Annotated in this window: 30 protein-coding genes and 1 pseudogene; 8 read left to right on the top strand and 23 right to left on the bottom strand. The window is 65.8% G+C overall.

Annotated elements, in window-relative coordinates:
- Positions 1-27: 27 nt before the first annotated feature.
- The 3 genes and pseudogenes from AAC691_RS00160 to AAC691_RS00170 all read left to right on the top strand — a co-directional run bounded on the left by AAC691_RS00160 (position 28) and on the right by AAC691_RS00170 (position 3,556).
- Entirely contained in the window at positions 28-777 is a 750-nt protein-coding gene (locus AAC691_RS00160) for an SDR family oxidoreductase (RefSeq protein ID WP_342628548.1), read from the top strand.
- A 161-nt stretch (positions 778-938) separates the two neighbouring features.
- Positions 939-1,688 (top strand): annotated as a pseudogene (locus AAC691_RS00165) (IS5 family transposase); the annotation flags it as partial.
- A 317-nt stretch (positions 1,689-2,005) separates the two neighbouring features.
- Entirely contained in the window at positions 2,006-3,556 is a 1,551-nt protein-coding gene (locus AAC691_RS00170) for an FAD-dependent monooxygenase (RefSeq protein WP_342628549.1), read from the top strand.
- 234 nt (positions 3,557-3,790) lie between these two features.
- Here the strand turns inward: AAC691_RS00170 and AAC691_RS00175 are convergent, their stop codons facing one another.
- Entirely contained in the window at positions 3,791-4,870 is a 1,080-nt protein-coding gene (locus AAC691_RS00175; RefSeq protein WP_342628550.1) for a zinc-binding alcohol dehydrogenase family protein, read from the bottom strand.
- Between the two features lie 103 nt (positions 4,871-4,973).
- Here AAC691_RS00175 and AAC691_RS00180 point away from each other — a divergent pair, with 103 nt between their 5' ends.
- A complete protein-coding gene (locus AAC691_RS00180; protein ID WP_342628551.1) occupies positions 4,974-5,750 on the top strand; it encodes a helix-turn-helix transcriptional regulator in 777 nt (258 codons plus the stop codon).
- A 159-nt stretch (positions 5,751-5,909) separates the two neighbouring features.
- Here the strand turns inward: AAC691_RS00180 and AAC691_RS00185 are convergent, their stop codons facing one another.
- The 13 genes from AAC691_RS00185 to AAC691_RS00245 form a co-directional block, all read right to left on the bottom strand.
- Positions 5,910-7,649: a DUF3363 domain-containing protein gene (locus AAC691_RS00185; protein ID WP_342628552.1), complete on the bottom strand. Its 1,740-nt coding sequence runs from the start codon at positions 7,647-7,649 to the stop codon at positions 5,910-5,912.
- Entirely contained in the window at positions 7,642-8,007 is a 366-nt protein-coding gene (locus AAC691_RS00190) for a hypothetical protein (RefSeq protein WP_342628553.1), read from the bottom strand. Before AAC691_RS00190 ends, AAC691_RS00185 begins: the two co-directional genes overlap by 8 nt.
- Positions 8,004-8,720 carry a lytic transglycosylase domain-containing protein gene (locus AAC691_RS00195; protein ID WP_342628554.1) on the bottom strand — a complete coding sequence of 239 codons (717 nt, stop codon included), beginning with the start codon at positions 8,718-8,720 and terminating at the stop codon, positions 8,004-8,006. The genes AAC691_RS00190 and AAC691_RS00195 overlap by 4 nt, the downstream gene beginning before the upstream one ends.
- 4 nt (positions 8,721-8,724) lie before the next feature.
- Complete coding sequence (locus tag AAC691_RS00200) at positions 8,725-9,060, bottom strand: DUF736 domain-containing protein (RefSeq protein ID WP_342628555.1); 336 nt, start codon at positions 9,058-9,060, stop codon at positions 8,725-8,727.
- A 34-nt stretch (positions 9,061-9,094) separates the two neighbouring features.
- Positions 9,095-9,640 (bottom strand): S26 family signal peptidase, encoded by a 546-nt coding sequence (locus AAC691_RS00205; protein WP_342628556.1) that lies wholly within the window; start codon positions 9,638-9,640, stop codon positions 9,095-9,097.
- Positions 9,637-10,155 carry a DUF2840 domain-containing protein gene (locus AAC691_RS00210; protein WP_408906034.1) on the bottom strand — a complete coding sequence of 173 codons (519 nt, stop codon included), beginning with the start codon at positions 10,153-10,155 and terminating at the stop codon, positions 9,637-9,639. Before AAC691_RS00210 ends, AAC691_RS00205 begins: the two co-directional genes overlap by 4 nt.
- Positions 10,152-10,406 carry a hypothetical protein gene (locus tag AAC691_RS00215; RefSeq protein ID WP_342628557.1) on the bottom strand — a complete coding sequence of 85 codons (255 nt, stop codon included), beginning with the start codon at positions 10,404-10,406 and terminating at the stop codon, positions 10,152-10,154. The genes AAC691_RS00210 and AAC691_RS00215 overlap by 4 nt, the downstream gene beginning before the upstream one ends.
- Complete coding sequence (gene parA / locus AAC691_RS00220) at positions 10,403-11,041, bottom strand: ParA family partition ATPase (protein WP_342628558.1); 639 nt, start codon at positions 11,039-11,041, stop codon at positions 10,403-10,405. Before parA ends, AAC691_RS00215 begins: the two co-directional genes overlap by 4 nt.
- Positions 11,038-12,153: a replication initiator protein A gene (locus AAC691_RS00225; RefSeq protein ID WP_342628559.1), complete on the bottom strand. Its 1,116-nt coding sequence runs from the start codon at positions 12,151-12,153 to the stop codon at positions 11,038-11,040. The genes parA and AAC691_RS00225 overlap by 4 nt, the downstream gene beginning before the upstream one ends.
- A gap of 11 nt (positions 12,154-12,164) precedes the next feature.
- Complete coding sequence (locus tag AAC691_RS00230; RefSeq protein WP_040843644.1) at positions 12,165-12,416, bottom strand: AlpA family transcriptional regulator; 252 nt, start codon at positions 12,414-12,416, stop codon at positions 12,165-12,167.
- A 212-nt stretch (positions 12,417-12,628) separates the two neighbouring features.
- Positions 12,629-13,174 (bottom strand): DUF2285 domain-containing protein, encoded by a 546-nt coding sequence (locus AAC691_RS00235; RefSeq protein ID WP_342628560.1) that lies wholly within the window; start codon positions 13,172-13,174, stop codon positions 12,629-12,631.
- Between the two features lie 31 nt (positions 13,175-13,205).
- Positions 13,206-13,415, bottom strand: a complete 210-nt coding sequence (locus AAC691_RS00240; protein ID WP_342628561.1) for a transcriptional regulator domain-containing protein — start codon at positions 13,413-13,415, stop codon at positions 13,206-13,208.
- A gap of 126 nt (positions 13,416-13,541) precedes the next feature.
- Positions 13,542-13,805, bottom strand: coding sequence for a DNA -binding domain-containing protein (locus AAC691_RS00245; protein ID WP_338829727.1), 264 nt, complete (start codon positions 13,803-13,805; stop codon positions 13,542-13,544).
- Positions 13,806-14,050: 245 nt separating this feature from the next.
- On the opposite strand from AAC691_RS00245, the gene AAC691_RS00250 reads away from it, so the two are divergent.
- Positions 14,051-14,278, top strand: coding sequence for a helix-turn-helix transcriptional regulator (locus AAC691_RS00250; protein WP_342628562.1), 228 nt, complete (start codon positions 14,051-14,053; stop codon positions 14,276-14,278).
- Positions 14,279-14,297: 19 nt separating this feature from the next.
- On the opposite strand, the gene AAC691_RS00255 is transcribed toward AAC691_RS00250, so the two are convergent.
- The 4 genes from AAC691_RS00255 to AAC691_RS00270 form a co-directional block, all read right to left on the bottom strand.
- Complete coding sequence (locus AAC691_RS00255) at positions 14,298-14,510, bottom strand: helix-turn-helix domain-containing protein (RefSeq protein ID WP_067732649.1); 213 nt, start codon at positions 14,508-14,510, stop codon at positions 14,298-14,300.
- Positions 14,511-14,647: 137 nt separating this feature from the next.
- Positions 14,648-14,974 carry a DUF736 domain-containing protein gene (locus tag AAC691_RS00260; protein ID WP_040843650.1) on the bottom strand — a complete coding sequence of 109 codons (327 nt, stop codon included), beginning with the start codon at positions 14,972-14,974 and terminating at the stop codon, positions 14,648-14,650.
- A gap of 578 nt (positions 14,975-15,552) precedes the next feature.
- Entirely contained in the window at positions 15,553-15,993 is a 441-nt protein-coding gene (locus AAC691_RS00265; protein WP_342628563.1) for a hypothetical protein, read from the bottom strand.
- A 146-nt stretch (positions 15,994-16,139) separates the two neighbouring features.
- Positions 16,140-16,307 carry a hypothetical protein gene (locus AAC691_RS00270; protein ID WP_183116448.1) on the bottom strand — a complete coding sequence of 56 codons (168 nt, stop codon included), beginning with the start codon at positions 16,305-16,307 and terminating at the stop codon, positions 16,140-16,142.
- Positions 16,308-16,566: 259 nt separating this feature from the next.
- On the opposite strand from AAC691_RS00270, the gene AAC691_RS00275 reads away from it, so the two are divergent.
- Positions 16,567-16,938 (top strand): hypothetical protein, encoded by a 372-nt coding sequence (locus AAC691_RS00275; protein WP_342628564.1) that lies wholly within the window; start codon positions 16,567-16,569, stop codon positions 16,936-16,938.
- Between the two features lie 140 nt (positions 16,939-17,078).
- On the opposite strand, the gene AAC691_RS00280 is transcribed toward AAC691_RS00275, so the two are convergent.
- From AAC691_RS00280 to AAC691_RS00300, 5 genes are all read right to left on the bottom strand, one after another.
- On the bottom strand, positions 17,079-18,008 hold the full coding sequence (locus tag AAC691_RS00280) for a DUF2493 domain-containing protein (RefSeq protein WP_342628565.1): 930 nt from the start codon (positions 18,006-18,008) through the stop codon (positions 17,079-17,081).
- Positions 18,009-18,336: 328 nt separating this feature from the next.
- The gene (locus tag AAC691_RS00285) at positions 18,337-19,389 is read right to left on the bottom strand and encodes a toprim domain-containing protein (protein WP_342628566.1); all 1,053 of its coding nucleotides are present in this window, start codon (positions 19,387-19,389) and stop codon (positions 18,337-18,339) included.
- Positions 19,390-19,481: 92 nt separating this feature from the next.
- Positions 19,482-21,572, bottom strand: coding sequence for a ParB/RepB/Spo0J family partition protein (locus AAC691_RS00290; RefSeq protein WP_342628567.1), 2,091 nt, complete (start codon positions 21,570-21,572; stop codon positions 19,482-19,484).
- Positions 21,573-21,744: 172 nt separating this feature from the next.
- Positions 21,745-22,941, bottom strand: coding sequence for a DUF932 domain-containing protein (locus AAC691_RS00295; protein WP_342628568.1), 1,197 nt, complete (start codon positions 22,939-22,941; stop codon positions 21,745-21,747).
- Between the two features lie 224 nt (positions 22,942-23,165).
- Positions 23,166-23,369: a hypothetical protein gene (locus AAC691_RS00300; RefSeq protein WP_342628569.1), complete on the bottom strand. Its 204-nt coding sequence runs from the start codon at positions 23,367-23,369 to the stop codon at positions 23,166-23,168.
- Positions 23,370-23,587: 218 nt separating this feature from the next.
- On the opposite strand from AAC691_RS00300, the gene AAC691_RS00305 reads away from it, so the two are divergent.
- Entirely contained in the window at positions 23,588-24,181 is a 594-nt protein-coding gene (locus AAC691_RS00305) for a DUF6088 family protein (RefSeq protein ID WP_342628570.1), read from the top strand.
- Positions 24,174-25,190 carry a nucleotidyl transferase AbiEii/AbiGii toxin family protein gene (locus tag AAC691_RS00310; protein WP_342628571.1) on the top strand — a complete coding sequence of 339 codons (1,017 nt, stop codon included), beginning with the start codon at positions 24,174-24,176 and terminating at the stop codon, positions 25,188-25,190. The genes AAC691_RS00305 and AAC691_RS00310 overlap by 8 nt, the downstream gene beginning before the upstream one ends.
- The last annotated feature ends 13 nt before the right edge of the window (positions 25,191-25,203 follow it).

The raw sequence follows: 25,203 nt of genomic DNA on the forward strand, positions 1-25,203 counted from the left end.
GACCACCAACCAACTCGGAGTGCTTCCATGTCCACCGTCCTGATCACCGGTTGTTCCTCGGGCTTCGGCCTCGAAACCGTGAAACTGTTCCTCGAGAAGGGCTGGAAGGTCGTCGCCACGATGCGCCAGCCCAAGGCCGACATCCTGCCCACCTCCGCCAATCTCGTCGTCCTGCCGCTGGACGTCACCGACCCGGGCAGCATCGCGCGCGCGCTCGACCAGGCGGGTGAGATCGACGTGCTGGTCAACAATGCCGGGTTCGGCGCCGCCGTGCCGATCGAGTTGATCGAGCCGGACACGGCGCGGCAACTGTTCGAGACCAATACGCTCGGCACGCTGGCGATGCTGCAGGCGATCCTGCCCGGCTTTCGCGAGCGCCGTAGCGGCGTGGTCATCAACGTCACGTCGACGGTGACGCTCAAGCCGCTGCCGCTGGTCAGCGTCTATCGCGCGAGCAAGGCGGCGGTGAACGCGCTCACCGAGAGCCTCGCGGTCGAGATGGAGCCGTTCGGCGTACGGGTGCATATTGTGCTCCCCGGCCGCTCGCCGGAAACGAACTTCGGCAACAACGCGATGCCGCATCTGCGCGGGCTCGATAACCCCGACTACAAGCCGCTGATCGAAGGCATGATCGCCCGTTTCCGCGACGACACCGGTCCGGTGACGCATGCCGCCGATGTGGCTGTGGCGGTCTGGCGGGCGGCCACTGACCCGCACGCGCCGCTCAGGATCCCGGCCGGCGAGGATGCGGTGCAGTGGATGGCCGAGGCGGAATAAACCTGGCTCGGTAGAACGACTGCTCTCGATGAAGAGTAGTCATCGCCATGAGTCTCGCCGTTAGCGCTCGTGGACAAAGCTTGACGGGGCTGAGTGGGATTGATTCAACGCTGCCATTTGGAGGCGGCGTTGGACGGGACGATCGGGGCGACGGATGCGGAGTGGGCGTTGATTGGCCCGCTACTTCCGGCTGAGGCAGGCCGGGGCTGTCGGCCTGCGGGGGATAATCGCCGCTTTTTCGACGGCATGATGTGGATGGCGCGGACGGGAGCGCAATGGCGTCATCTTCCGCCCTGCTACGGCAAGTGGAACAGCGTGTTCCGGCGCTATCGCCGCTGGGTCGAACAGGGCGTGTTCGAGGCCCTGCTGGAAACCTTGGCTGAACTGGTCGGCCGCGACCGGTCGGCCGACATGATCGACAGCACGGTCGTGCGCGCCCATCACTGCGCTGCCGGGATAAAAAAGGCGCTGGCCCGGCCGAGGCGCTCGGCCGATCGCGCGGCGGCTTCTCGACCAAGCTCCACGCCCGCTGCGATGCACGCGGCCTCCCGCTCGCCTTCGTCTTGACGCCTGGACAGGCGCACGATCAGCAAGGCTTTGAACCGTTGTTCCGTGCCATCGGCGGTCGTCTCGATAGGCTTCTGGCGGATCGTGGCTATGACGCCGACCAGATCCGGGCCGACATCTCATACACCGGCGCGCGGCCCGTGATCCCCGCCAAACGCGGGAGACGAAACCCCGCCAGCCATGATCGGCATGCTTATAAGCTAAGAAACCGCATCGAGCGCATGTTCAACAAGCTCAAGAACTGGCGGCGTGTCGCCACTCGATACGACAAGACCGCACAATCTTATCTCGGCTTCGTCTCCATCGCCTCAGCCTTCCTCTGGACCACCTTTGTCCACGAACGCTAGTTGGGACGCGAAACAGACCGACGTCGGGAAGCGATCATGGGACCAGGTGGCAAAGCAAAGCCGCCTGGGTCTCCACGCTGCCCCCCGATGACCGTTGCGGGCCCCGGGAAGCTCCTTTACAGTTTACACGTCGGAAAAGGCAGGCTTGGTCTGGTCAGCCCAAGTCCTTTCGGTAACGAAAGCTCTGGTCTTTGGCCTCGTGCCGAGATCCCCACGACGAACATCGGACGCTCTGAGGGCGCCCGGCCGTTCGTCCGTGCGGTCTCCAACGCGAGGAACGCTCCGGTCGAACACCATCGACACAGGAGCGTGACATGCCGATCTCCCACACCCACGACGTTATCATCGCCGGCGCCGGCCCGGTCGGGCTGTTGCTCGCCTGTGAGCTGAGGCTCGCGGGTGTTTCCGTACTTGTCCTGGAACAGGCCGACGATCCGCATTCGCCACTGAAAGTCCTGCCCTTCGGCATGCGCGGTCTGTCGACGCCGACGCTCGAGGCCCTCGACCGGCGTGACCTGCTCGACGATATCAAAGCTGCGAGCCAGGCGAACGCCGCGTCTGGCGCGACCAAGGCATCCGCCCATTGGATACAGCAGCGGCAGTCACGCCGGGCCGCGGGCCATTTCGCCGGGATCCAGTTCTTCCACGAGGACGTCGATGCCTCGCAGTGGCCTTACCGGCTGCCGAGCCCGACCGGATTCAATCTCGCGGTGGACATGCAGTCCCTCGAAAACCTTCTGACCGTCCGAGCGATCGCGACGGGGGCGGAGATCAGGCGCGGCGTTGCGGTCGAGGGTTTCGAGCAGACCGACGAAAGCGTGATCGTCCGCGCCACCGGCCAGAATTTCCATACGGGTTGGCTGATCGGTTGCGATGGCGGCCGCAGCACGGTGCGCAGGGCCGCCGGCTTTGAGTTCGTCGGTACCGATCCTGAATTCACCGGCTACTCGGTCGAGGTGGAACTGGCCGACCCGGACGCACTCTGCACCGGACGCACCTACACGCCGACGGGCATGTACACCTACGCGAAGCCCGGCACGATCGCGATGGTCGACTTCGACGGCGGTGCCTTCCACCGGACCCAGCCGATCACGCTCGATCACGTGCAGGCGGTGCTACGCCGCGTTTCCGGCACGGGCGTCACCGTGACCGCGCTCCGGCTCGCGACCACCTGGACCGACCGCGCCCGCCAGGCGGCAGCCTATCGTAACGGCCGGGTGCTGCTCGCTGGCGACGCCGCCCATACCCATTCTCCGCTCGGCGGCCAGGGGCTCAATCTCGGCCTCGGCGACGCGATGAACCTGGGTTGGAAGCTGGCGGCCACGATCCGCGGCGATGCGCCGGCCGACCTCCTCGACAGCTATTTTACGGAACGACATCCCGAGGGCGCACGCATCCTCGACTGGTCGCGCGCGCAGGTCGCGCTCATGCGTCCCACCCAGGACACGCGGGCTCTGGCGGAGATCATCCGCGATCTCATCGGGACGCGCGACGGCGCGACCTACTTCGCCGAAAAGCTATGGCGCGTATCGCTGCGCTATGACCTCGGCGGTCGACATCCGCTCGTGGGCCGGAGCGTTCCCGACTTCGCGCTGACGGACGGGCTCAGGCTCGGCCGCCTTCTGCGGGACGGAAAGGGGCTGCTGCTGGATTTCGACGCCGGCGCGCCATTGCGGGCGGTCGCGGAGCGCTGGCAGGGCAGGATCAACACCGTTTCGAGCAGCGCCGAGAACCGGCTTGGATTGAGCGCGGTGCTCGTCCGCCCCGACGGCTTTGTCGCCTGGGCGGCGGACAGCGCCGAAGATGATGAAGGCTTTCGCCAGGCAGCGACACGCTGGTTCGCTGAACCTAAGCCGCCAGTCTGAGAGACTGGTTAGAGCCGTGATCCCATGCTGCAGGCGTCGGGCGCTGCAGCGGCTGCGATCGCGCTCCGCGCAACCTTGACTGAGGCCGACGTCAGCGTACTCACCATCTGTTAGATGAATGGCTGAACCGCATCGCAAGCAATCATAACTCTGACTGCAGACAGCCGTGCTTCCATCGGTCTGTCCCCCTAGGGATGTTCAGGCGTTGCGAGATCGTTGGGTCTCTCGATGCAATCACAGACGCACCACGGTCAGGTTGAAGGCGCCGGCATGCGCCGAGGCATGATCGATCGCCTGCTGGATGTTCTCGATCGTGAATTCGGCTACCCTGAAGTGATCGAGTTGCAGGAGTCCGCTGCGGACGAGGGCAATGCAATCGGGGATGATCTCGCGCGGATACATCCACTGACCCGACACAGTGATCAAGTTTCGCATGATCCAGGGATAGGGCAATGCGAGTTCCTCACCGCCCAGCATACCAACGCCGCCCATCAGAACGACCCGGCCGTAAGGACGCACAGTCATGAGCGCGGTGCGTACTGCCGAGGCTGGAGCGGACGGCGGTAGGAAGTCGAGCACGGCGTCGATTTGCTGCGGACTCGCCTTATGTATGGCAGCAGCGTCCATCTCGGCGTCTCCGGTCAGATGAACGGAGCATAGACGCTTTCCGAAGCGGCGCTCGAGTTCGGCCAGAACTGCGCCATTGCGACCCACTGCTACGACGCATCCGGCGCCCATGGCGAGGGCCAGGGCGATCGTGGCGCTGCCGAAGTTCCCGGTCGAACCGCTGACGAGTAGGGTCTCGCCGGCTTGCAACTGCATCCGGCGAAGGCCGCCATAGGCGATCAGCAGCGTTACCAGTGCGCACCACCGGCCCGCTTCCTCCTTCTGGATTGTCCCGATCGGAACAGCGTTCTCTGTCGGCAGCCGCATCCGGCTCGCGTATGGGCCGTCACCAAAATAGTCCTGTAGCTTCAGACCGCTTTCGCCTCGCGCGCTCCAGCCCTGCAGCGTGATGTCGGGCATCCGTGCGTCGTCGCGGGATCGGACCGTCGGATCGCAGAAGACCCAGTCGCCCACCGAGAGCTTGGTCGCATCTGGGCCGAGCGCAGCGACGCGGCCGATGGCACCGCAGCCGGGGATCGTCGGCAGCTTGAGCGCATAATGTCGCTCGCCACTGAAAACCTCATCGGCATACGACAGGACGGGCGCGGCTACCACGTCGACGATGACCTCGCCCGTCCCGATCTCTGGATCGTCGACGTCGCACACCTCCAACGCCGTCCCGAACGCCTTCAATATCGCTGCCCTCAACGCCGCCTCCATCGTGGTGTAGAGGCAGAATGGAGGCTCTCGACAACCCGTGCCAGAGCCGGCAGGATACTAGGATGATACTATATCATGTTCATGGGGTGCCATGACGGCCGCCAACGTCGAGCTTGGCGATTTCCTGCGGGCGCGTCGCGAGAGGCTTGTCCCGGACAACGCTGGAGCGGTGCGAGGCCGTCGGCGCACGCCGGGACTACGCCGCGAGGAGGTCGCCGAGGCGGCGGGGATCAGCACCGAGTGGTACGTCAAGCTGGAGCAAGGCCGAGCGGTCGCCCCTTCGCTCACCACCATTGACGCTCTCGCGAGAGCACTCAAACTCAACGCGGTGGAGCGTGCCCATCTGCGCCGTCTGGCAGATGCGAAGAGCCAACCCGCCTTCTCTCCCGAAACGGTGCCGCCCATCATCAGCAGGTTCGTCGTCAGCCTGCCGCATCCCGCCTATGTGACCGGGCGACGCTGGGACATTCTCGCTTGGAATGATGCGGCAGCCGAGCTCTTTGATTTCGGCGCGATGCCGCTCGAAGACCGAAACTTGCTTCTCTACATCCTCGCGGACCCGCGGGCCCGCCGGGTCTTTGGCGACAGCTGGTCGACCGAGGCACGGAGGATCCTCGCGCTATTCCGGCCGACCTACGACGTTTGGGCAAATGACCCTGCCTTCGTCCAGCTGCTGCATCGTGTGCAGGCGGGGTGCGGGGAATTCGAAGGTTGGTGGAAAGACCACGCGATTCGATGGCCTTCATCGGGGACCAAACGACTTCACCACCCGACACACGGTCAAACCGCTTTTGAATATACGACATTCCAAGCCAATGACGACGTCGGGCTGAAGGTGGCGGTGTATTTACCGATCGCTCACAGCTAGGGCGGCCCCGCTGCGGGCCTGGACATTACAGCCGCTCCGCTTGTGGAATTGGAACGGCCGCCTCTCTCCAAGAGGTTTCGCGGTCGGTGACGTTGCTCGCAGAGGGGTTCGATCTACGCGCTGATTCGGTAAACCTGGGTCGTCAGTCGGCGGGAATGGCTAAAGGCCAATTCCTCTGTTGCGGCCGAAGCCCCAGTCGATCCCGCCATCGTCGCGCGCGACGCCTGAGACATGCCGGCCGAGCTGCTTCTCGAGGGACGGGGTCCAGGGCACCAATTGGAAGCCGAGACCGTCGTCGATCATGGCGAAGCGCCCGGAGGCGAGCGCGAAGCGCTGGCGGTACGACCCGGCGACGTACTCGCCGGAGGAGGCCTGGTTGAAGGCCTGGCCGGTGTCGGCGGCAAGCCGCTCGCCCAGGGCTTCAACCTCCCGGCGCCGCAGCGTGCCGATCAGGCCGTGGGAGAAGGTGATGCCGCGCGCTTGGCGCTCGGCGAGACCCTGCTCGATGAGTTGCTCGGCCCGCCGGTCCAGCGCGTCGCGGACCTCGGCGCCGAAGCCCGACTGGCCCAGCGCCACGGGATCGCGCGCGACCGCCTGCCGGTCGAGCCAGGTCGCGCCGCTGGCCGTCACTTGATCCTCGATGGCGAGGTCCGACCGCACGGCCAGCGCCACGCGCCGGCGCCCTTGCGCGTCGTCGAACTTGCGCAGCTCGACGACAGAGCCTGGCGCGCTATCGCCGGTCGCGTCGAGGTCGGGGAATTTGATGTGGTGGGTGCGGCCGTCGACGCCGTCGACGACGGCGTAGGCCGTGCCCTTCAGCTCGTCGTCGAGACCGCGATCCACGAGCCGGCCGATGACGGGCACATCGAGGCTCTCGCTGGCGAGCACATAACTTGCGGCCGCGCGTTCGATCCCGTTCTCTCGCAAGCCACGATGAATGCGCTTGATGATGTCGCCGCGCTCGCCGAGTTCGCGGAGCGTCGTCTCGGCGGCTTCGTCCATCGTCCACTGGCCGGGCCCGATCTGATGCGCGAGGCCGAGATTCTCCAGATGCCGCAGGCGTCCGACCTTCAGCGACTGGAACGGGTCCGGCTCCTGGCCCGGAGACGGCGCGACGTCGATGACACCCTGCCGGCCAGCGTCGCGCACAAGCTGGCGGTCGAGCTGCGTCCAGCGCTCGGCGTCCACCTGACGCTCGAGCGCGCGGCGGATGTCGAGATCGCTGCGCAGCCCCAGCTCCTGAGTGACCAGGTCCTGCGCGCGGGCGCGCATCCCCTCCTTAATGTAGTCGCGGGAGATGACGAGGTCCTGGCCGTCGTCGGCGACACCCCGCACGATGATGTGGACGTGCGGGTGCTGGGTGTTCCAGTGATCGACGGCGACCCAATCGAGCTTGGTGCCGAGGTCCTTCTCCATCTGGCCGACCAGCTCGCGGGCGTAGCCCTTGAGGTCGGCCATCTCTGGCGCATCCTCGGGCGAGACGATGAAGCGGAAGTGGTGGCGGTCGCCCTCACTCCGCTCGGCGAAGGCCTTGGGATCGGCGTCCTCGGTCTCCGGACCGAACAGCCGGGCCTTCTCCCCATCCCGGGTAACGCCCTCGCGCTTTAGGTAGCCGAGATGGGCGCCGAGCGGGGCCGAACGCGCGGTGTGCCGGACGACGCGGGCCTTGACCGTCACCAGGCGCGAGCGGCCTGTCAGGAAATGGTTCGCCCGGATGGCGGCGACACGGCCGCGGCCGAAGGTCGAGCGGCTTCCGCTCCGGAGCAGACCCTGCCGCGAGACGCCGCCGCCGGCGCGCTGGGCGGCGGCGAGCGCCTGGGCGATGAAGGGCTTCGCCCGCTGGCTGCGCGACGAGCGGATGCGGCCCGGCCGGGGCTGGAAATCATTCTCCTCAGCCATCGCGGGCTCCGGCAATGTGCGGAAAACCCAGGATCGGCAAGGCGGCGAGGTCGCAGCGCACATTGCGCACCGAGGCCACACATTGCCGGATCAGCCAAAAACACCAACAAAAACAACCGACCGACAGAGCCGCACCTTGCGGCCTTTTATCTGGCCCTCTGTCGGTCGATTCCTGCGCTTCTCCCCTGTCCGCCCATCCTTCTTCCCGGCAGCACCCCACGCCACGCCTGCCTACGAAATCGCACCCGGGCGCTTCGATGCAACCGATGGACGGGGCAGAGAACACCGCGTCGCCAAGGAAAGCGCACGCTGACGGTGAGTCCGCTGCAAACGAAAGGCTGCCGAACAGCGCGATCATTGCTGCGACCCCGATGCGGAGACGGCCACGAACAGCCCGCCTGATTGCGGTGCGATGGCCGACAAGTCGTGCACAGCTACGGCGGTCGGCTTGTCGTTCTTCTGCTGCTTGGAGGTCGCGTCACGGGCCGGTTCAGCGCTTGCCGACCGCGTGATGAAGAGCGGCGCTTGTGTCCAGGACGACGGATCGGAGGCCGCCACCAGGACAGGCCCATCGGTCACGCCGTCCCCGACAAAAGGGACGAGCGCCGCGACGTAAGCTACCGTTTCGGCCGGCAACGGACGGTGGCGGTCGCGGTAGTCCTCGTATCGTCCAGGCCCCGCATTGTAGGCCGCGAGGAAGCCCGGCGATCCGTAGCGGTCGTGCATCTCGCGCAGGAAGGCCGCGCCCGCCAGGATGTTGTCGTGCGGATCGAACGCGTTGCGCCCGAGGCCATAGCGAGCGCGAAGCGCTGCCCAGGTCTCCGGCATGAGCTGCATCAGGCCCATCGCGCCCTTGAGTGAGACTGCATGCCGATCGCCGCGGCTTTCGATGCGCATGATGGCCCTTATCCAACCCGCCGGAATGTCGAAGCGTTGGGCCGCCTCCGCAATGAACGACGCATAGGGATCGCTCGGGGCGTGCAGATCGAGGGGCGCCATCTGGGCGTGGACCGCGACCGCGGGTACGCCGAACGCTGTCAGCCCAGCGAGCAGGAGGAGCGCGCGCCGCATGCGATCAGTCCCGCTCGCCGCGCTTGGGCGGGCGGTTCCAGTTCAGCACCCAGGCGGACTTGTCGTCGCCCGACTGGAAGAGATTGGCGCGGATCGGATGGGCCAGCGTCGGATCGTCGATGACGAGGGAGACGTATTCGCCCGCCTTCTCGCCTGTGCGCTTCCACCCCGCGCCGATCTCCGGGCCATCGGCGTCGCCCATGTGGACGCGATAGTCGGGCGCGTTCTCGGCATCGGAGGATTCAGCCGGAACGAGGGAAAGGTCTCGGTAGAAGAACAGCGTTTGAATGCGTCCCGTGAAGCCGGACTTATCGCGGATGAATTGACCGATCTGTGCCATGGAAACCTCCGTGGTTGGCGGGTTGGGAAGCGGGTCAATCGGTGGCTGCGCGCCACACGAAGCGGCCGTCACCGGCCTCGTCGGTCCACAGCGGGACCGCGCGGGCGACGATCGCGGTGGTGGGAAGCGGGCCGAAATAGCGCCCGTCCAGGCTGTCCTGGACGGTCGGGTTCATGAGGAAGACTTCGCCGGCGGTGAGCGTATGGCAGCCGCTCCAGCGCGGCAGCGGACGGCCGAGATGATCGCGGTCACGGGCCACGCCGGCTTCGACGTGATCGACGGTGACGGCGTTCCCCTCCCGGCACACGGTCTGCCCTGCGACCGCCATGACATGCTTCAGCAGCGGCACGCCCTTGGGCAGGAAGCCGCCGTCGGCGAGGTAGCTCGCGACGGGTTCCGGAGGCCGCACCGCGACCAGCTCGAGCGCGCGGAGCTTGCCGGTGGGCCGCAAGGCGTAAAGCCCGGTCGGCGTGCTCGCCGTAGCGTTCCAGATCAGGCGCGGCGCCGGATGAAAGAACGCCAAGCCGATGAAGACGAGCATGGCGAAGTACGACGTCATGACGTAGCCGAAGCGGGTCATAGCGTGACGCTCCTGCGCTTGAGCCACGCGGTATGCTGATCGCGCGCGTAGGGGCGCGGCTCGTCGCCGGCGGCGAGGCGGTTGTGGAGGTGGCGCCAGTATTCCGGCGCGGCGTCTGCCGGATCGATGTCGAGGGCTTCGACGGCATCGATCGCCAGCAGCACGCGCTCGACCTTCGGCCAGCTATCGACGCGCAGCAGGATCTCGCCGCCGGGGCTCACGAAGGGCAGCGTCTGGTATGGCGCGCCGGCTTCGACCGCGCGCACGATATCCATGCGCGAAACAATGGTGCCGAAGTCGTTCGACGCCCAGCGCACGAAGGCGAAAATGCTGCCCGGCTTGAAGCTGGAGATGCTGCGGCGACGATCGAGGATCTTCTCCTCGACGCGGCGGCCGAACCGCAGCCAGCGCTCGATCTTCTTCTCGATCCAGGTCAGCTCGACATGCGTGAGCGCGATGGCGGCGCGACTGGACGGCGGCGCGGCTTGCCGCGGCGACAGCATGTTATCGCTCATGACGGTTCTCCGGGATCGTCCGGGAATTCGCGCGCGAAGAGGTCGCGCAGCATGTCGGCGACGGTGATCCCGCGCCGGAAGGCTGCGACCTTGATGCGGCCGCGCAGCGCAGGCGTGACGTCGATCGTCAGCCGGGCGGTGAACGCCGCGGCGTCATCGGCGCGGCGAGCTGGGACGTCGGGCGCCTTGATCCAGCTCTCGGCGTCTCCTGGTCGTGCAGCAAAGCCACGCCTGGTCGACCGCTCGCTCATTGTGGGACCCTCGCAACCTCGGCGGCGAGTGCGGCGATCTCGCGGGCGGCGGCGCTCTGCTCGGCCAGCTCGAAGACTAGGCGGCCGGACCGCGCGGCGTCGGCGAATGCGACGCGCTGGCCGACCGTGCTGGCCAGCACCGGCGGATCATGATCGGCCAGGGTCTCAGCGGTCTCGCGTGCGATCACGGTGCGGGCGCCGCAGCGGTTCAGCACGAAGCGCGCGGCGAGCCCAGGGCGGTAGATGCGCGCCTCGTGCAACAAGGCCAGCATCTCGGCCGACGCCCAGCCGTCGAGTGGTGATGGCTGCACGGGGATCAGCACCAGGTCGGCGGCGAGCAATGCCGAGCGCATGAGGCCGGCGACCCGTGGGGGCCCGTCGATGACGACGTGGTCGGCGGCGCGGGCGATCTCGGGCGCTTCGCGATGCAGCGTGTCGCGCGCCAGGCCGATGACGCCGAACAACCGCGAGACGTTTTCCCGCGCCCGCTGCTGCGACCAATCGAGCGCCGAGCCCTGCGGGTCCGCATCGATCAGCGTGACGCGCTTGCCGTGCAGCGCCAGCTCGCCGGCGAGGTGCAGCGCGAGCGTGGTCTTGCCTACGCCGCCTTTCTGGTTGAGCAGAGCGATGATCATCGCTTCCCTCCCGGCGTGCGGCCGAAGGGCAGAGACGGCTGTCGTCCTGGCTGTTGTGAGGTCGGCGTGGCAGGGGTGGTGCGCTTATCCGCAGATCGCGCCGGCCAACTACAAGAGTTAGATTCTGAGTTAGACTCTAAGTTAAGGCCTGGAATCGCTGTTTCAGGCCAAAGGGTTAGTTGCGGTTCGTGCGTGCGAAGTCCCGATAGGGCTGCGTCCGAAATCCCGATACCGTTTGCGTGCGAAGTCCCGACCCCGTCCACAGCGCCATCCACAGGGACTGTGGATAAGTGAGCCGGCAGAATGCGCAGCAGCTCGCGCCGGCCCTGCCACTCGATGCGCAGGTGATAGCCGGGCAGCGGTTGGCGCGCGCCGATGCGCCGGATCTGGAGCGCGAAATCCGAGACGCGCACCAGGCTTCCGGACTTCTCGTGCAGATGGGCGATGTCGAACAGCCAACCCTTCGGCTGACGGCCGGCGTGCTTGCGGGCGACGCGGTAGAGCCAGCGCTCGATGCCGCCGGTTAGGCGGAAATAGGCAGGATCAATCGCGAGAACGAGCGAGCGATCGATGACGCCGCGGTAAAACCAGTCGGGGAGGACGAACTCCATGCCCTCGACGCGGCCGTCGCGCGTCGTGCATTCCTCCCATTCGTTGATCCAGGAAAATTGGTGTCGCCGCCAATGCTCGCCATTGCGGATCGTCGTGCGGATGACGGTCGATTGCAGGCGGGCCAGTGCGCCCTTCAGAAGCTTGTAATCGCGCGCACCGGTCTGCCGGCCGATGGACGTGAGGAGCTGGTACGGCGTGAAGCGCAGGAAGCGCGAGGTCTTGAAGCCGAGGTTCTCGGCCTCGACGATCTGGCTCGCCGCCCAGATCAGCACGTCGGCATCCCAGATGGTCGCTATGCCGTGTTCGGGCACGGCATAGACTTCCACCCGCACGTCGCCGGCCTCGTAGAGGATCGGCGCGGTGCGCCTGGTCTTAGCGAGCGAGAAGAACGGTCGCTCCATCAGGTCGCGCTGGTCGCGCGGGCTGGCGTCGCCCGTGGCGACCACGAACGGGTCGAGCTTGCTCCGTTCGCTAGCGGTAATGAGACGGCGCGAGGACATCAGAAATCGCCTCAGCGCTGCGCGTGGCCGGCGGCGCGGGCCTCGACGTAACGGGGATCCGAGGTCGAGCTGCAGGCGGCCTGATCGGCCCAGGCCTCGAGATCGCCAATGGCGTAGACGACCCGGCCGCCGAGTTTGCGGAACGTCGGGCCGCTGCCGTGGCAGCGATATTTCTCCAGAGTACGCGGCGAGATGCCGAGGAGGCGCGCCGCCTCGTGGGTTCGGACGTAGCGCGTGGAAAGCTGCGCGGACCTGTCGAGCATGGGGAGCCTCCGTCTTGCCTCGAAGCGCCGCGGCCAAGTCGCGGCATGTCGAGGTCACGGTGGCGGAGAGTTCAGGCGTTGGGGGTGGACGAAAATTTCCGATGGGAAGTGTCCCCCCATTTGCGACGGGACGAACGGAAACCTCGCCAACAAGCCGGTGGCCCATTGCCGGAGTGGTGATAGCGATGCGTAGGGAGGGACGAAGGCGCGCTTCAGAGACCGCGCAGGAGCTTCAGATAGCCGCGTTCGACCAAGGCGATCGAATCGTGGATCAGGCGGTTAGCTTTCCGGCGCGCGTGCGAATCCTTCCACTCGACAGAGGGAAGCTGGGCGTGGTCGGAGCTGAGTACTTCCGCTGCAATCTCGCGGGGGCCACCGCCGGCATCGTGAACGTCGAAGGCGTGGAGGAGTTGGATCAGTCGCCGTTTCTGGAAGGACGTGAGCCGCAGGGCGGTCGGCAGATAGTTGAGGTGCTGGCCGCTAAGTCGCCGCGCGAAGCGTAACGCGACGTCGAGTCGAAGCTCGAACATGCCGTCGAACGGCAGAAGCACGGCCGGGCGTCGCGTTGCTTGGTCATCTTGCAGGCGGACATGGAGTTCGCCCGAGCCGTCGACGATCACCAGTTCGCGGCCATCGGCGTCGGTGCGCTCGACGGGTGCAGGACTGAAGGCGCTCGTATCGAAGGATGTCGTGGTATCGAACCCGGATGGCGCCGGTTCAAGAATCAGCGTGACCGGTGAGACTTCCGGCAGCCACAAGACGGGTTCGAGTCCGACTGGAGACGCGGGATCATGGGCGAAAGCGCAACCCCCATCGCCGAGCGAGACTGACGCGGGCAGTCTCGGCGTCGACGGAAGCGCGCGCGATCCGGCGCTGGGTCCGGACGAAGTCGCGGCGGTAATCTGGGTTGCGGCGCAAAAATTCGGCAGCAAAACCGGGACGTTCGAGGCGGTTCAGGCGATCAATCGTCTCCGGCGAGCGCCAGTACTCCGTGGGCATGGCGTTTTCCTCTCGTTTTGTCCTCTCTCAAGGAGGGTCGCCACGATCCGGAAAATTCGCCCGCCAAAGTAGTCCTTAAGGTTGCATCGCGCGTGGCTGCGAGCCGCGGGAGTCCGAGACGAGAACTCACTGCATCCGGGGTTCAAGCAAGTGCCGATAGCCCGTCTCGGTCATCCACCGGGCTCGCGCCAGGTGGCTGTCATGGACCGTTTTGGCACGAGCGGGCTCCTGCGCGGGGTTGAGGCCGAAGATGACCTGCACGACTTCGCGCCAGTCGGCGCCCTCTTCGTCTGCCATCAGCAATCGGAGATAGATCGCCAGATGTTGTTCGTCATAGGCGTTTAAGCGGTCGGTGTGCGGCGGCCGGTCCTGGAAGGGCACCTGAGTCATTGCGATCTACCCCCTAGAGATCAAAGCAATGTTTTAGCCATTCATTTACCGCGAATTTTTGCAAGATTTGCGCCGCGAATACTTATGCCGCGATGCCTGGGGCGCATCACGTTGCTCGCGGAAGTGGAAAACCGACGCCCTCGCATGGTCGATGAATAACAACGGCATGTACGAATCGGAACGATCATTCCTGGAACGATAGTTCCTATGTCGGCTCCATCATCGTCATGGATCTTAAGGAGGTCATGGCGATCAATCTGCGTCGGTTGCGTCATGCGAAAGGGATGACGCAAGAGGAATTGGCCGAAACGGCCGGGCTGAGTGCCCGGTACGTCGGAGGGATCGAACGCGCTGACGTCTCGGCGAGCGTGACGGTGCTGGGTCGGATCGCGGAGGCGCTTGAGTTGGAAGCGACCGAGCTGGTGCGCGCCGTCCCTGTGAAGGCTCGGAAGAAGACTCCAATCGAGCCTTAAATTCCGTGACGAGCGCGGTTCACGTCTCGCGACGAAAGAATTCGACGGGGTCCGCCTCAAGGACCTCGGCAAGCTTCTCGAGCATGTCGACGGTCGCGGAGTGCTGTTCGCGCTCCAGCATCCCCACATAGTTGCGATTGATGCCCGCACGGTCGGCAAGCTCCTCCTGGGACATGCTCTTGGCATGTCTCAGTCTTCGCAGATTCGTGGCGACGATTTCCCGCAAGCTCATGCGGTGAGATCGCCGTGCCACCTAATATACTGCCACCTAGTAAACTAGGTATTCCGCGCCTTCAAGGTTGCCGGCACCCCTTCCGCCTACGAGGCGATGCCCCGCCCGGACGGCCGGACGGGGCATTGAAGGCGGGATCAGTCGCTCCGGCGGCCGTTGGGGCGGGACCAGATCAGGCTGTAGCCCTCGCCCTCCTCGTCGTCGAAGAGGTTGGCGAAGATCGGGGCGGTGAAGCTCGGATCGTCGAGCTTGAGGCCCAGATAGTCGCGGCCCTCGTTGGAGCGCTTGGACCAGGCGGCGCCGATTTCCACCCGACCGACATAGACGCGGTGGCTGGGGCTGTTGTCGCCGGTGCGGGCGGCTTCGGGAACGATCCGGACGTTCTTGGCCTGGACCGAGAGGGTGACGATTTCGCCGGTGAATTCGTTCGTGCCGGTCTTCTTGAAGGTGCCGATGGTGGCCATGGTAGTTCTCCTTGGTCTCTGTTTCGAGCCCGCACCATTGCGGCCTCGATGGCGATCGGTTGGCCGGAGGCGATCGACGGCGCACCCCCGAAGGGGCTCGACAGCAGAGGAGGGACTTTCTTGTTTCGCGAGGAATGACGGCGCAGCCGGCAGGGGAAGAAAGTTTTGACGGCGCTGTTGCGCCATAGGCGATCGAGGCTTCAGCCGTCCTGCGGCTAGATCAGCCCATTGAAGAGGCCGTTTGGTGCTCTCGATCTACAGAGGTGATTCAAGGAACTGTGGCGACCATCGCGTTGGAAATAGGCTGGCGCGCACGACTCCGGCAGATCGAGGCGATCTCCTTCAGGCGACCCGGCGCTTCCAGACCAGTGCACCGCGATAACAGACTGAGGTCTGTCAACGTCTTGTATGTCGGTGGAAATCGAGAGCTGCGACGCTCGGTCCAATTTCCCTATGAGGATGCGACCGGGCGATCGGGCTATGATGGTCTCGGGCTCCCGCCAGTCTCAGCCACCACCGATGACGAAAGAGGCGCTGCGCAAGCCTGTCCGCATCTGCCTCTCGCCGCTGGACCGAGGTCAGGTCCGCGCCATGCCCTGTCCGGCTGGTCCGGGTGTGGCCATTCCTGTGAACCGGAAGAACGCGGTGACCCCGACGGCGATCGCGCCAATGACCGCGAAGATCGTCTGCCAAGTCGCGGACGGCATGGCCATGTGCGCGATCCCATAGGTGGCGCTGTATCCTGCGACCACGGCGGGTGCGACGAAGACCAGGATGATCAGGAGCCGCAGCCAGGTCCAGGGCACGAAGCCCAGCGCGAACTGCCCGATGCCGAACGTCGCCCCGCCGGCGACCAAGCCGACAAGGATGCCGCCGAGCACGCCGGCGCCGGTATGAAAAGCCCAGACGCCAAGCGTCAGGCCCCCGAAGAACGGCAAGGCGAATACAGCAAGGGTGAAGAGCAGCCAGCAGATAAAGCCAATGCCGGCGATGACAAGCAGTGGTCCAAAGACGATCATGGCGGCGGTCTCCGTGAGATAAAGGTCTGACGGTCGCGCCTTCCACCACCACCACGGCGCGGTCCCGAGTATACCCGGAAATGGACAGGAACGGGAGCGGAATCCCCATGGGAGTTCCGCCGCCCGGCTGCCCGCAAATCGGCCCTTCATCGCTGGAAGGGGTCGAATTCGTGGACAATGGCGGCCGGATCGCCGTCATATTCACTGGCGGGCATGGCGCCGTATCCATCCATGCCGGTGCGGAAGATGACGATGCAGACCATCAAGGTGGTGGCGAGGTTCCAGCCGTTGGCGAATGCGAGGGACTGAGACATTGATCTGGCTCCTGTGCTGAGGCGGGGGCCATCCCCGCGCGACAGGCGCCCGATGTGTTCGGCCGAGGGCTGCAATCACCGCGCAGGCGAAGACGCAGCGGCGGCACGCTTCGCGTAAGCCGACCCTTTACGGGTTGATGGCGTCAGGCCCTCGGCCGGACCAAGGATCAGCGCTGAAAGACGTGGGGTGGTGCTCTTCGCAGGGCCGGGAAGGTCGGATGTCTGGCCGGAGCAGGCCAGATCCGGCTAGAATTCCGTAATGAGCGATCTGCAAGAACTAACGGTGCGGTTACGGGTCGACCTTAAAGCGGCCATGCGTGGCCGGTGTTTGGCGGAGGTCAAGGTGCTGCGTGGCCTGATCGCCGCGATCGACGATGCGCAAGCCGTGCCGGTGGGCAGTTTGCACGAGACTTATGTCGTCCGAGCCTTCGGCGATCCTTCGGTCGAGGTGCCACGGCGGGACCTGGGCGCCGAAGACCTGCGTCGATTGCTAGAAAGCGAGAGCACTGCTTACTTGGCGGCTGCCGAGGAATATCGCGCGGCGGGCCACCATGACCGGGCGGTGGAATTGACTGCGGCCGCAAAGATTGTGGGCGGCTACCTCGATGGATTGGTTGCTGCCGGCGAGTGAGAAGCCAGCTTTTGCGGCAGCGAACTCCAGATGGTTGGGAGATTCGATCTCGCCGGATGCACCGATCGTCGTCGCATGCTTGTCAGGCGGCCGATCTGATCTTTGGGAAATGTACTGGCCTGAAAGATTGAGGGCGGCGCTTACGCGCCGCCGAACTTCCAGACCGGGATGCCGAGCTTCTTGGCTTTGTCGGCGAGGTTGTCTTGGATGCCGGTGCCGGGGAAGTGCATCACCCCAATCGGCAGCGTCTCCACCATCGTATCGTTGCGCTTGAACGGCGCGGCCTTGGCGTGCTTGGTCCAGTCGGGTTTGAAGGCGATCTGCGGCACTTTGCGGTTGTCGGCCCATTTAGCGGCGATCAGCTCGGCACCCTTCGGCGATCCTCCGTGCAGCAGAACCATGTCCGGGTGCTTGGCGTGGACCTGGTCGAGCTTTGCCCAGATCAGCCGGTGATCGTTGAAGTCGAGGCCGCCGGTCAATGCCACCTTTGGGCCTGCGGGCAGGAGTACCTGGTTGTCGGCGCGCTTCTTCGCCGCCAGGAAGTCGCGGCTGTCGATCATCGCCGCCGTCAGATTGCGGTGATTGACCTTCGACCCGTTGCGTGGCCGCCAGGCGGAGTGGGTGTGCTGCTCGAATTGATCGGCCGACTGGTCGCGCATCAGCTCGAAGGCGTTGCGCCGTTCGATCAGCGTCTGGCCCTCCGCCGTCAGCCGTTCCAGTTCGACGGACTTTACCTCGCTGCCGTCCTGCTCCCGTTGCGAGCGCTGCTGCGCAAGCTCGTTGTCGTCGAGTTCGCGTTCGATCCGGTCGATGGCGCGATGGAAGACGTTCACCGTCGACCAGAGCAGGTCCTCGAGGTCGGGTTCGAGGCGGGTATCGGCCAGCGCCACTACCAGGGCGTCGAAGATGTCGGAGATGCTGCCCGCGAGGATATTCGCTTCGGGAAGCGGCCGGGGGTCGGGCTCGTCGTGGAAGGGACGGTAGCCATAGAGCTGGAGTTCGTGGAGAACCTGGTCGGTCGGGGATGAGTTGTGGTGCGGCTCGAAATCGTCGTCGCGGTCGGTGGTCATCGCAGGCTTCCTTCGTCGGATCGACCGCGCCCATCGCGGCCTTCATGGCGACGAAGGCGGCAGGCGGACCGGACCTGCACCCGGAGCGCAGCAGAGGGCCGAAGCGGCAGCGAAGGATGGCGAAGGCCGACGATTTTGTTTCGCGATGGAAAGCGGCCCTCTGGGCCGCGCCGGAAAATCGTTGGCCGCAGCCATTGCCGGTCCGAGCCGTTTGCCGCCCGATCGCCCTCTCAGAAGGCCGTGGGGGGCGGTCCTCTCCGACTTTGATGGAAGCATGACCGCCAGCCTCGCCGTGACGGCGCGGACGCGTCTCCTCATCCCGTTACGGCTATGCCGCCAGCTCCATGAAGCGGGCAACGTCCTGTGCGGCAATCTGCACCCGGCTTGCCGCCCGAAGTGCATCGACACCGAGCAGCCGGAGATCCTCGTTGAAGTCGCCGAGCCGCGGAGAGATTACGATCGCCTCGACCCCGGCCTCCTGCGCCCGGTTGATCAACGTCGCCATCGCGCCGTCGCCGGCGGGATCATCGTCGCGGGCGATGTAGAGTCGGCGAAGCGTGTCTGGGAACAAGATGGCCGAGAGATGCGCGGCCGAGAGCGCCGCGACCATCGGCATGGTCGGCAAGACGCATCGGAGCGACAGCATCGTCTCGATGCCTTCGCCAGCCGCCATGACTTCGCCTGCCACGCCAAATCGCACAGCGTGACCGAGAAGATCACCCATCGCCCGCCGCGGCGTGTCGATCGGTGCCTTGCCGAGCGTCGCCTCGGTGAAGCCGTCCGGATCGAGCCAGGTGCGGTGCGCGCCGGTCAGATGCCCTCCGAGGTCGGTCACGCTGGCGATCATGGCCGGCCAGGTCTCGGTCGGGCTGTCCTCGTCGGGCCGGTAGTAGCAGCGGGGATGGAAGCGCAGGCTTCCGGTTCCGTGCAAAGCCGTAATGCTGCGGCTACGGAGATACGCTTCTACGAGTGTCCTGGAAATCGGCTGCGACATGCCGAACAGTCGCCGTGACGCTTCCGGCGATCCGGCCGGGGCACTGGGTCCGCGTGACCTGGGACGATCGTGCTCTGGTTCGGGATGCGGGAGGCTGAGGAACGAACGCGCCTCATCGGCGACATCCTTGAAATCGATCAGGCCACAGCTCTCCCGGATGATGTCGAGCAGGTCGCCATGCTCGCCGGTGGCGGCGTCGGTCCATTTGCCCGCCGGCCCTTTCGCCGTTTCCTTGAGGCGCACGAACATCGAGCGTCCGGGCGTATTGCGAACGTCGCCCACCAGCCAATAGCTGCCTTCGCGCCGTCCGGCGGAAAGATAATGGCGGCAGACCGTCTCGGCCTGCCGACCTAATCGCTGTGCGAGATCATGTGCGGTGTTGCTCATGACGGTCCTCGAAAAGAAAAGGCCCGTCGCCCAGGTCCCCGAAGCCTGCTTCGTGGGTTGGTCCGGGCGACGGGCCTCGTTGCAGTCGGCAGCTATTCGGCGGCAATCATCGGCTCGCCGGCGTCGTCATTCTGCGCAACCGGCTCGTCGTCGTCCTCCGGCAGTTTTTCGCTGGACTGCTCTGCGGTTTCCTCGGCCGCAGACTCCGGCGCTGGTTCGGCTTCGACGGCGCGGCCCGGCGTGCGGAGTGGCTCGGGCAGCCAGGCGGCGTCGGCCAGGAGCGTCTCCGCCTCGGCCGCCATGTCGCCCTTCTTCAGATGCTCGATCCGATCGGCCGCGCGCTGGCCTTTCGCCTGAGAAACCGCCTGAAGGATGCGCGCCTTCGTCACCCGGCCGAGAAAGTTGTCCACGGTCGGCTTCCACCCGGCCGCTGCCATGTCGAGATCGACCGCCTGCGCTAGCCGGTCGGCATGGGCGGCCGCACGGGGCCGCCGGTTCCAAGGCTCGTACACGGCGTTCACCGAAAGGCTGACGATGTGGGCGAACAGGCCCGCCTGGCTGTCGCCGTCCCATTCCTGTAGCGCGTCCCAGAGGTCGGCAGACTCCTTGGGAAGCGCCTTCGACCAGCTTTCGTGCCGCACGCGGATAGCCTCGGCCGAGGCGCTGTCGTTCAGCCCCGGCGCCTGCGTCCCGAAGCTGACGCTCTTCAGGTCCAGCTCAAGGCAGCTATCCGAGCCGTAGTGGTAGAAGGTCTTCAGCGTCAGAACGTGCAGGGCCGCGACGAAGGCGATCTCCGGCCGCTCGCCGAGCGCGTTGCGCAGGCCGAGCGTCCGGTGCGAGGTCAGCTCCGTCATCAGGCGATCGGAGATGGGCGAGAGACCCTCGTCCTCCTCCGGTTCGGCGTCGGGCTCTGCCGTCACGACGGCCTCGTCGCTCTCGTAGCTGGCGGCGATAGCGCGTTCATTGTCGTCGTCTGCGTTCGGCTCGGTCGCAGGTTCGACCGGCAATTCGTCTTCCGGCCGGACATAGCCCCGTTCGACGCGAAGCTGGCCCTCGGCGCCGATGCTGACGAAGGCGCCGGCGCAGGCGATCTCGGCGGGATCGAACACCACGAGCCGGGTCTCGAAGCCCTCCAGCGCCGTTTCCAGCTCCGACAGGCGCTCGTCCACCTCATCCGGCAGTTCGTCGGCGTCCTGGTATTCCTCGGACAGCCGGTCGAACTCGGCCTGGAGCGCATCTCGGCTCGCCTCTTCCTCAGCGGTCAGCGGCACGGTCTCACCGCGAAGCTGGCGCAGACCGAAGGCGTGGCCGTAAGCGCAGTCGGGCGCGACCTCGATCCACTTCCAGCCTTCGGCGGCGATCGCCTCGGCGTCCGCCTTCAGCTTATCGGCTACCATCTGGTCGATCAGTGGAACATCCTGCAGCCAGCCGCCATCATCGCCCTGGAACAGGTCGCGCAGCACCGTGCCGCCTGCCGCCACATAGGCGTCAAGGCCGATGAACTGCGCCCGCTTGTCCGAGGCCCGGACCGCGCCCTCGGTCAGCATGCGACGGATGACATAGGGCTGCTTGTCGTAGGAGACCTTCAGGCGCTCGAACACCTGCTCCTGGCGCTCATGGTCGCCGGAGACGGTGAAGGCCATGAGCTGGTCGAGCGTCATGCCGTCCTCGGCGTAGACGTCGAGCAACGCCGGCGAGACCGACGCGAGCTTCAGCCGCTGCTTCACCACGTTGACCGAGACGAAGAACGCGGCGGCGATCTCCTCCTCGGACTGGCCCTTCTCGCGAAGCGCCAGGAAGGCGCGGAACTGGTCGAGCGGATGCAGCGGCGCGCGCTGGACGTTCTCGGCGAGCGAGTCCTCTTCGGCGATGCCGCTGTCGCGGACGATACAAGGCACCGGCGCGGTCTTGGCGAGGCGCTTCTGCTTCACCAGCAGCTCCAGCGCCCGGTAGCGCCGGCCGCCGGCCGGAATCTCGAACATGCCGGTCTCGACGCCGGCCTGGTCGACGACCGCGCGCACGCTGAGGCCCTGCAGCAGACCGCGGCGGGCAATATCGTCGGCCAGCTCTTCGACCGAGACGCCGGCCTTTACGCGTCGGACGTTCGACTGCGAGAGCAAGAGCTTGTTGAAGGGGATGTCGCGCGAGGGCGAGAGGGTGATCTTCTGAACGGTGGTAGCCATCGGGATGTACTCCGCGACGAGCGCCGAAAGCCTCTCTCTCGGCATCAACTCGTCACGAAGCGCAGCGCCGCCCTCTCACTCTGGAGGGCAGCGCCGCAGGACCGACGATCAGGAAAGACTGAAAGGCACGAAGCCGGAGACACGCCTTTCCGTATCTCCGGCTTTCCGGGACTCAGGCCGCCCGGTCGAGTAGCTTCTTGGCCCGCGCCTCCAGGTCGAGCCGCGCGTCCTGCTGAGTCTTATCCCGCGCGACCGCGGTGATGCCCTGCACGAAGTCGAAGACGCTCTCGGGCTTGCGACCTTCTTCGGCGAGCACCGTCTCGATGATCTTCGCCGTCTCCGTCTTGGAGAAGCCACGCTTGCGCAGGAAGTCGCTGCGGTCCTCGTCGCTGCGCGCCACGATCTTCTCGCGCGCCGCCTTGATGCCGTTGACGAAAGGGAGCGGTGAGGAGTTGGCAAAGCGGGTCAGTGCTGGCGCCGCCTCATGCGCGAAGCGGGAAGCGGCGTATTTCGAGTGACGGATGGTGATCTCCTCGAAATCTTCGACGCCCCACAAATTCCGGTTCTGACAGACCGCCCGGAGATAGAAGCTCGCCATGCCGAGCGTCTTCGCGCCGACCTCGGAATTCCAGCAGTAGAAACCGCGGAAATAGAGGTCGGGCGAACCGTCGGGCAGCCGGCCGGCTTCGATGGGGTTGAGGTCGTCGACCAGGAAGAGGAAGACGTCGCGATCGGACGCGTAGAGCGTGGTCGTGTCCTGGGTGATGCCGACACGCGGATTGTAGATCCCCGTCGACCAGTCGAGTACACCCGGCACCTTCCAACGAGTATCGCCCGTGCCGTTGCCGGCGATGCGCTGCACGGCCGCGACCAGTTCATGGTCGAAGATGCGGCCGTAGTCGGGGCCGGTGACGGCGCGCAGCTCGACGCGACCGTCTTCGATCTCCAGCGTCTTCACCTGCTCGGCGCGATGGGAGGTCAGCCCGTATTGCAGGTTGATACCGGCGAGTGGCGCCGGAAGCTGGCGCAGATAGGCCGCGGGCGCTCCGACCAGGCCGGCGAGCTGAGCGAAGCTCCAATGGCTCGGCGCGATCGGTGCATCCGAGCCGGGCAGCATCAGCGCCAGGCGTTCGGCATCGTCGCGGCTGGCGTCTACCCGGATCGCCGCGCTCTCGACGGTTCGGGTGCGGCTCCGCTCGGTCCGGCCACGGACGGCGGCATAGAGGTCCGACAGGGACAGGTAACGCTCGTCCGCCGGCCGCGAGAACCATTCCGACGATACCCGGCCGATCCGCTCGCCGCGGCTCACATCCACTTTGTAGCCGTCAGCGCGATCGCGAGCGGCGTCCAGAATCTCCACATGGGTCATGGCTAGTCTCCATGACGGGCGCCGGAGGCCTCTCCTCCAACCCTCAACCCGTCACGGCGAAGCCGGGCCGTCCTCTCACTCTCAAGGGGCGTTGCGGGGATCTCCCAGCAGAAGGGGTGCGTCGGCGACCGCGGCGCCGACCAGGGGGAAGGCTTTCCCCTCCAGTGATCCGTCGTCCTGTATCGGCGGGTTTCCGGCTTTCAGGGTGAGCGGTCAGCCTCGATTTACCGAGTTGCCACGGGCTCCGGGCGATCCATCGCCTCCAGGCGTTCGGGCATGTCGAGCAGTTTGAGCGCAGCGGCGGTCAAGGCTTCAGCGATCGTCGGATAGGTTTCGGCTGAGCTGATCGAAACGCCTTCGCCCGGGAAGGTCACCGTTGCTTGGAAGCCGTTGCCTTTGGGCGTGGCGGAGAGGGTGATCGTCGGCATGTCAGGGCCTCCACCTGTCTCGTTCCTCGCCGCCAGGCTCGGCGAAGGGGGCCCGCAACCTTAGCGCAACCCTCGGATCTGAGACAGCGTCGTCAAAGCTGCCCAAGCCCAGGGTGCGATCGGTCCCTATGACTCCCAAATTCCGGAGCCTTCGGTGTCCAGGGCATCAGGTTGCAAACTGTCAGAAAACCGCTTATCTTTCTAACAGGAGAATGGCCATGTCGCGTCTGAGCGAACAGATTCTGGCATATGCGGAGAGGCAGTCCGAAGGGGTGCCCATATCTGCTAAGAGCTTGCTTCACCTTGGCAATCGCGCTGCGGTGGATCAGTCCTTGTCGCGTCTGGCCGAGCGCGGGCAGCTCATCCGCGCCGGGCGGGGGGTCTACCTTCGCCCAATCACGTCCCGGTTCGGCACACGAGCGCCTTCGGTCGAACAGGCTGTTGAGGCGCTTGCCGCCCAGCGAGGCGAGGTCATTGTCTCGAATGGGGCGGCTGCGGCCAACGCCCTTGGCCTGACGACGCAGGTGCCAGTTCGGTCTGTCTATCTGACTTCGGGCCGCAGCCGGAAGATGAGCCTTGGCAAGCAGGTCGTGGAGCTGCGCCACGCGCCGCGCTGGCAGTTGACCTTAGGAAGCCGGCCGGCGGGCGAAGCGGTCCGCGCGCTCGCATGGCTGGGTCCCGACAAAGCCGAGGAAGCGCTCATGACGCTGAAGCGGAGGATGCCGCCAGGCGTCTTCGGCGAGCTGGTGGCCGCCGCGCCGCAGCTTCCGACGTGGCTCGCGCGGAGCGTGGGAAAGGCCGCCTATGGCTGACGCCTTTCTCTCCCTGCCGGTGGAGGACCGCCGTGAGGCCCTGCGCGTCGCCGCCGATCGATCCGGCCGCCCGGCGCATCTTCTCGAAAAGGATGTGTGGGTCGTCTGGGCGCTGGCGACCTTGTTCGGATCGCCCGTCGGCGCGCAGCTGGTGTTCAAGGGCGGCACCTCCCTGTCCAAGGCTTATGGCGTCATTCGGCGCTTTTCCGAGGACGTGGACCTGACCTATGACATTCGCGCCATCGCGCCCGACCTTGTCGGCGAGAACGGCGAAGCGCTGCCAAAAAACCGCAGCGAGGAGAAGCGGTGGTCGAAGGCGGTGCGCCACCGCCTTCCCGAATGGATAGCCGGCACGGTCCAGCCTCTCGTCGCCAACGCGATCGACGCGCAATCGCTTGCAGCAACCCTCAAGGTGGAAGGCGATCGGCTCTACATCGACTACGAGGCCACGTCGGCGGGCTCCGGCTATGTGGCTCCCAGCGTAATGCTGGAATTTGGGGCCCGGTCGACGGGAGAGCCGGCAAGCCTGCGCGACGTGACCTGCGACGCCGCCGGATTGATCGATGGCGTCGAATTCCCATCGGCCCGCCCCCGCGTGATGCACGCCGAGCGGACGTTCTGGGAGAAGGCCACGGCGATCCACGTCTTCTGCCTGCAAGAGAGGCTTCGCGGCGAACGCTTCGCGCGGCACTGGCACGATGTCGTTCGGCTCGACGAGGCCGGAATCGCCGCCGCCGCCCTGGCGGATCGGCAGCTTGGGGGCGCCGTCGCGCGCCACAAGAGCATGTTCTTCGCCGAGAAGGGGGCGGATGGAACGCCGGTCGACTATGACGCCGCCGTGAACGGGGGACTGCGCCTTGTCCCGGCGGGCGAAGGGCTGGCGGCGCTGGGCAAGGACTACGAGCAGATGGTCGCTGACGGGCTTCTGCTGGAGGATGCCGAGCCCTTCGAGGGGCTGATCAAGCGATGCGTCGACATTGAAGCGCGGGCCAATCGCGCGGCGCAATAGAGAAGAAAAACGG

Origin of the sequence: Nguyenibacter vanlangensis, from assembly GCF_038719015.1 — a bacterium.
GTDB classification, from domain to species: domain Bacteria; phylum Pseudomonadota; class Alphaproteobacteria; order Acetobacterales; family Acetobacteraceae; genus Gluconacetobacter; species Gluconacetobacter vanlangensis.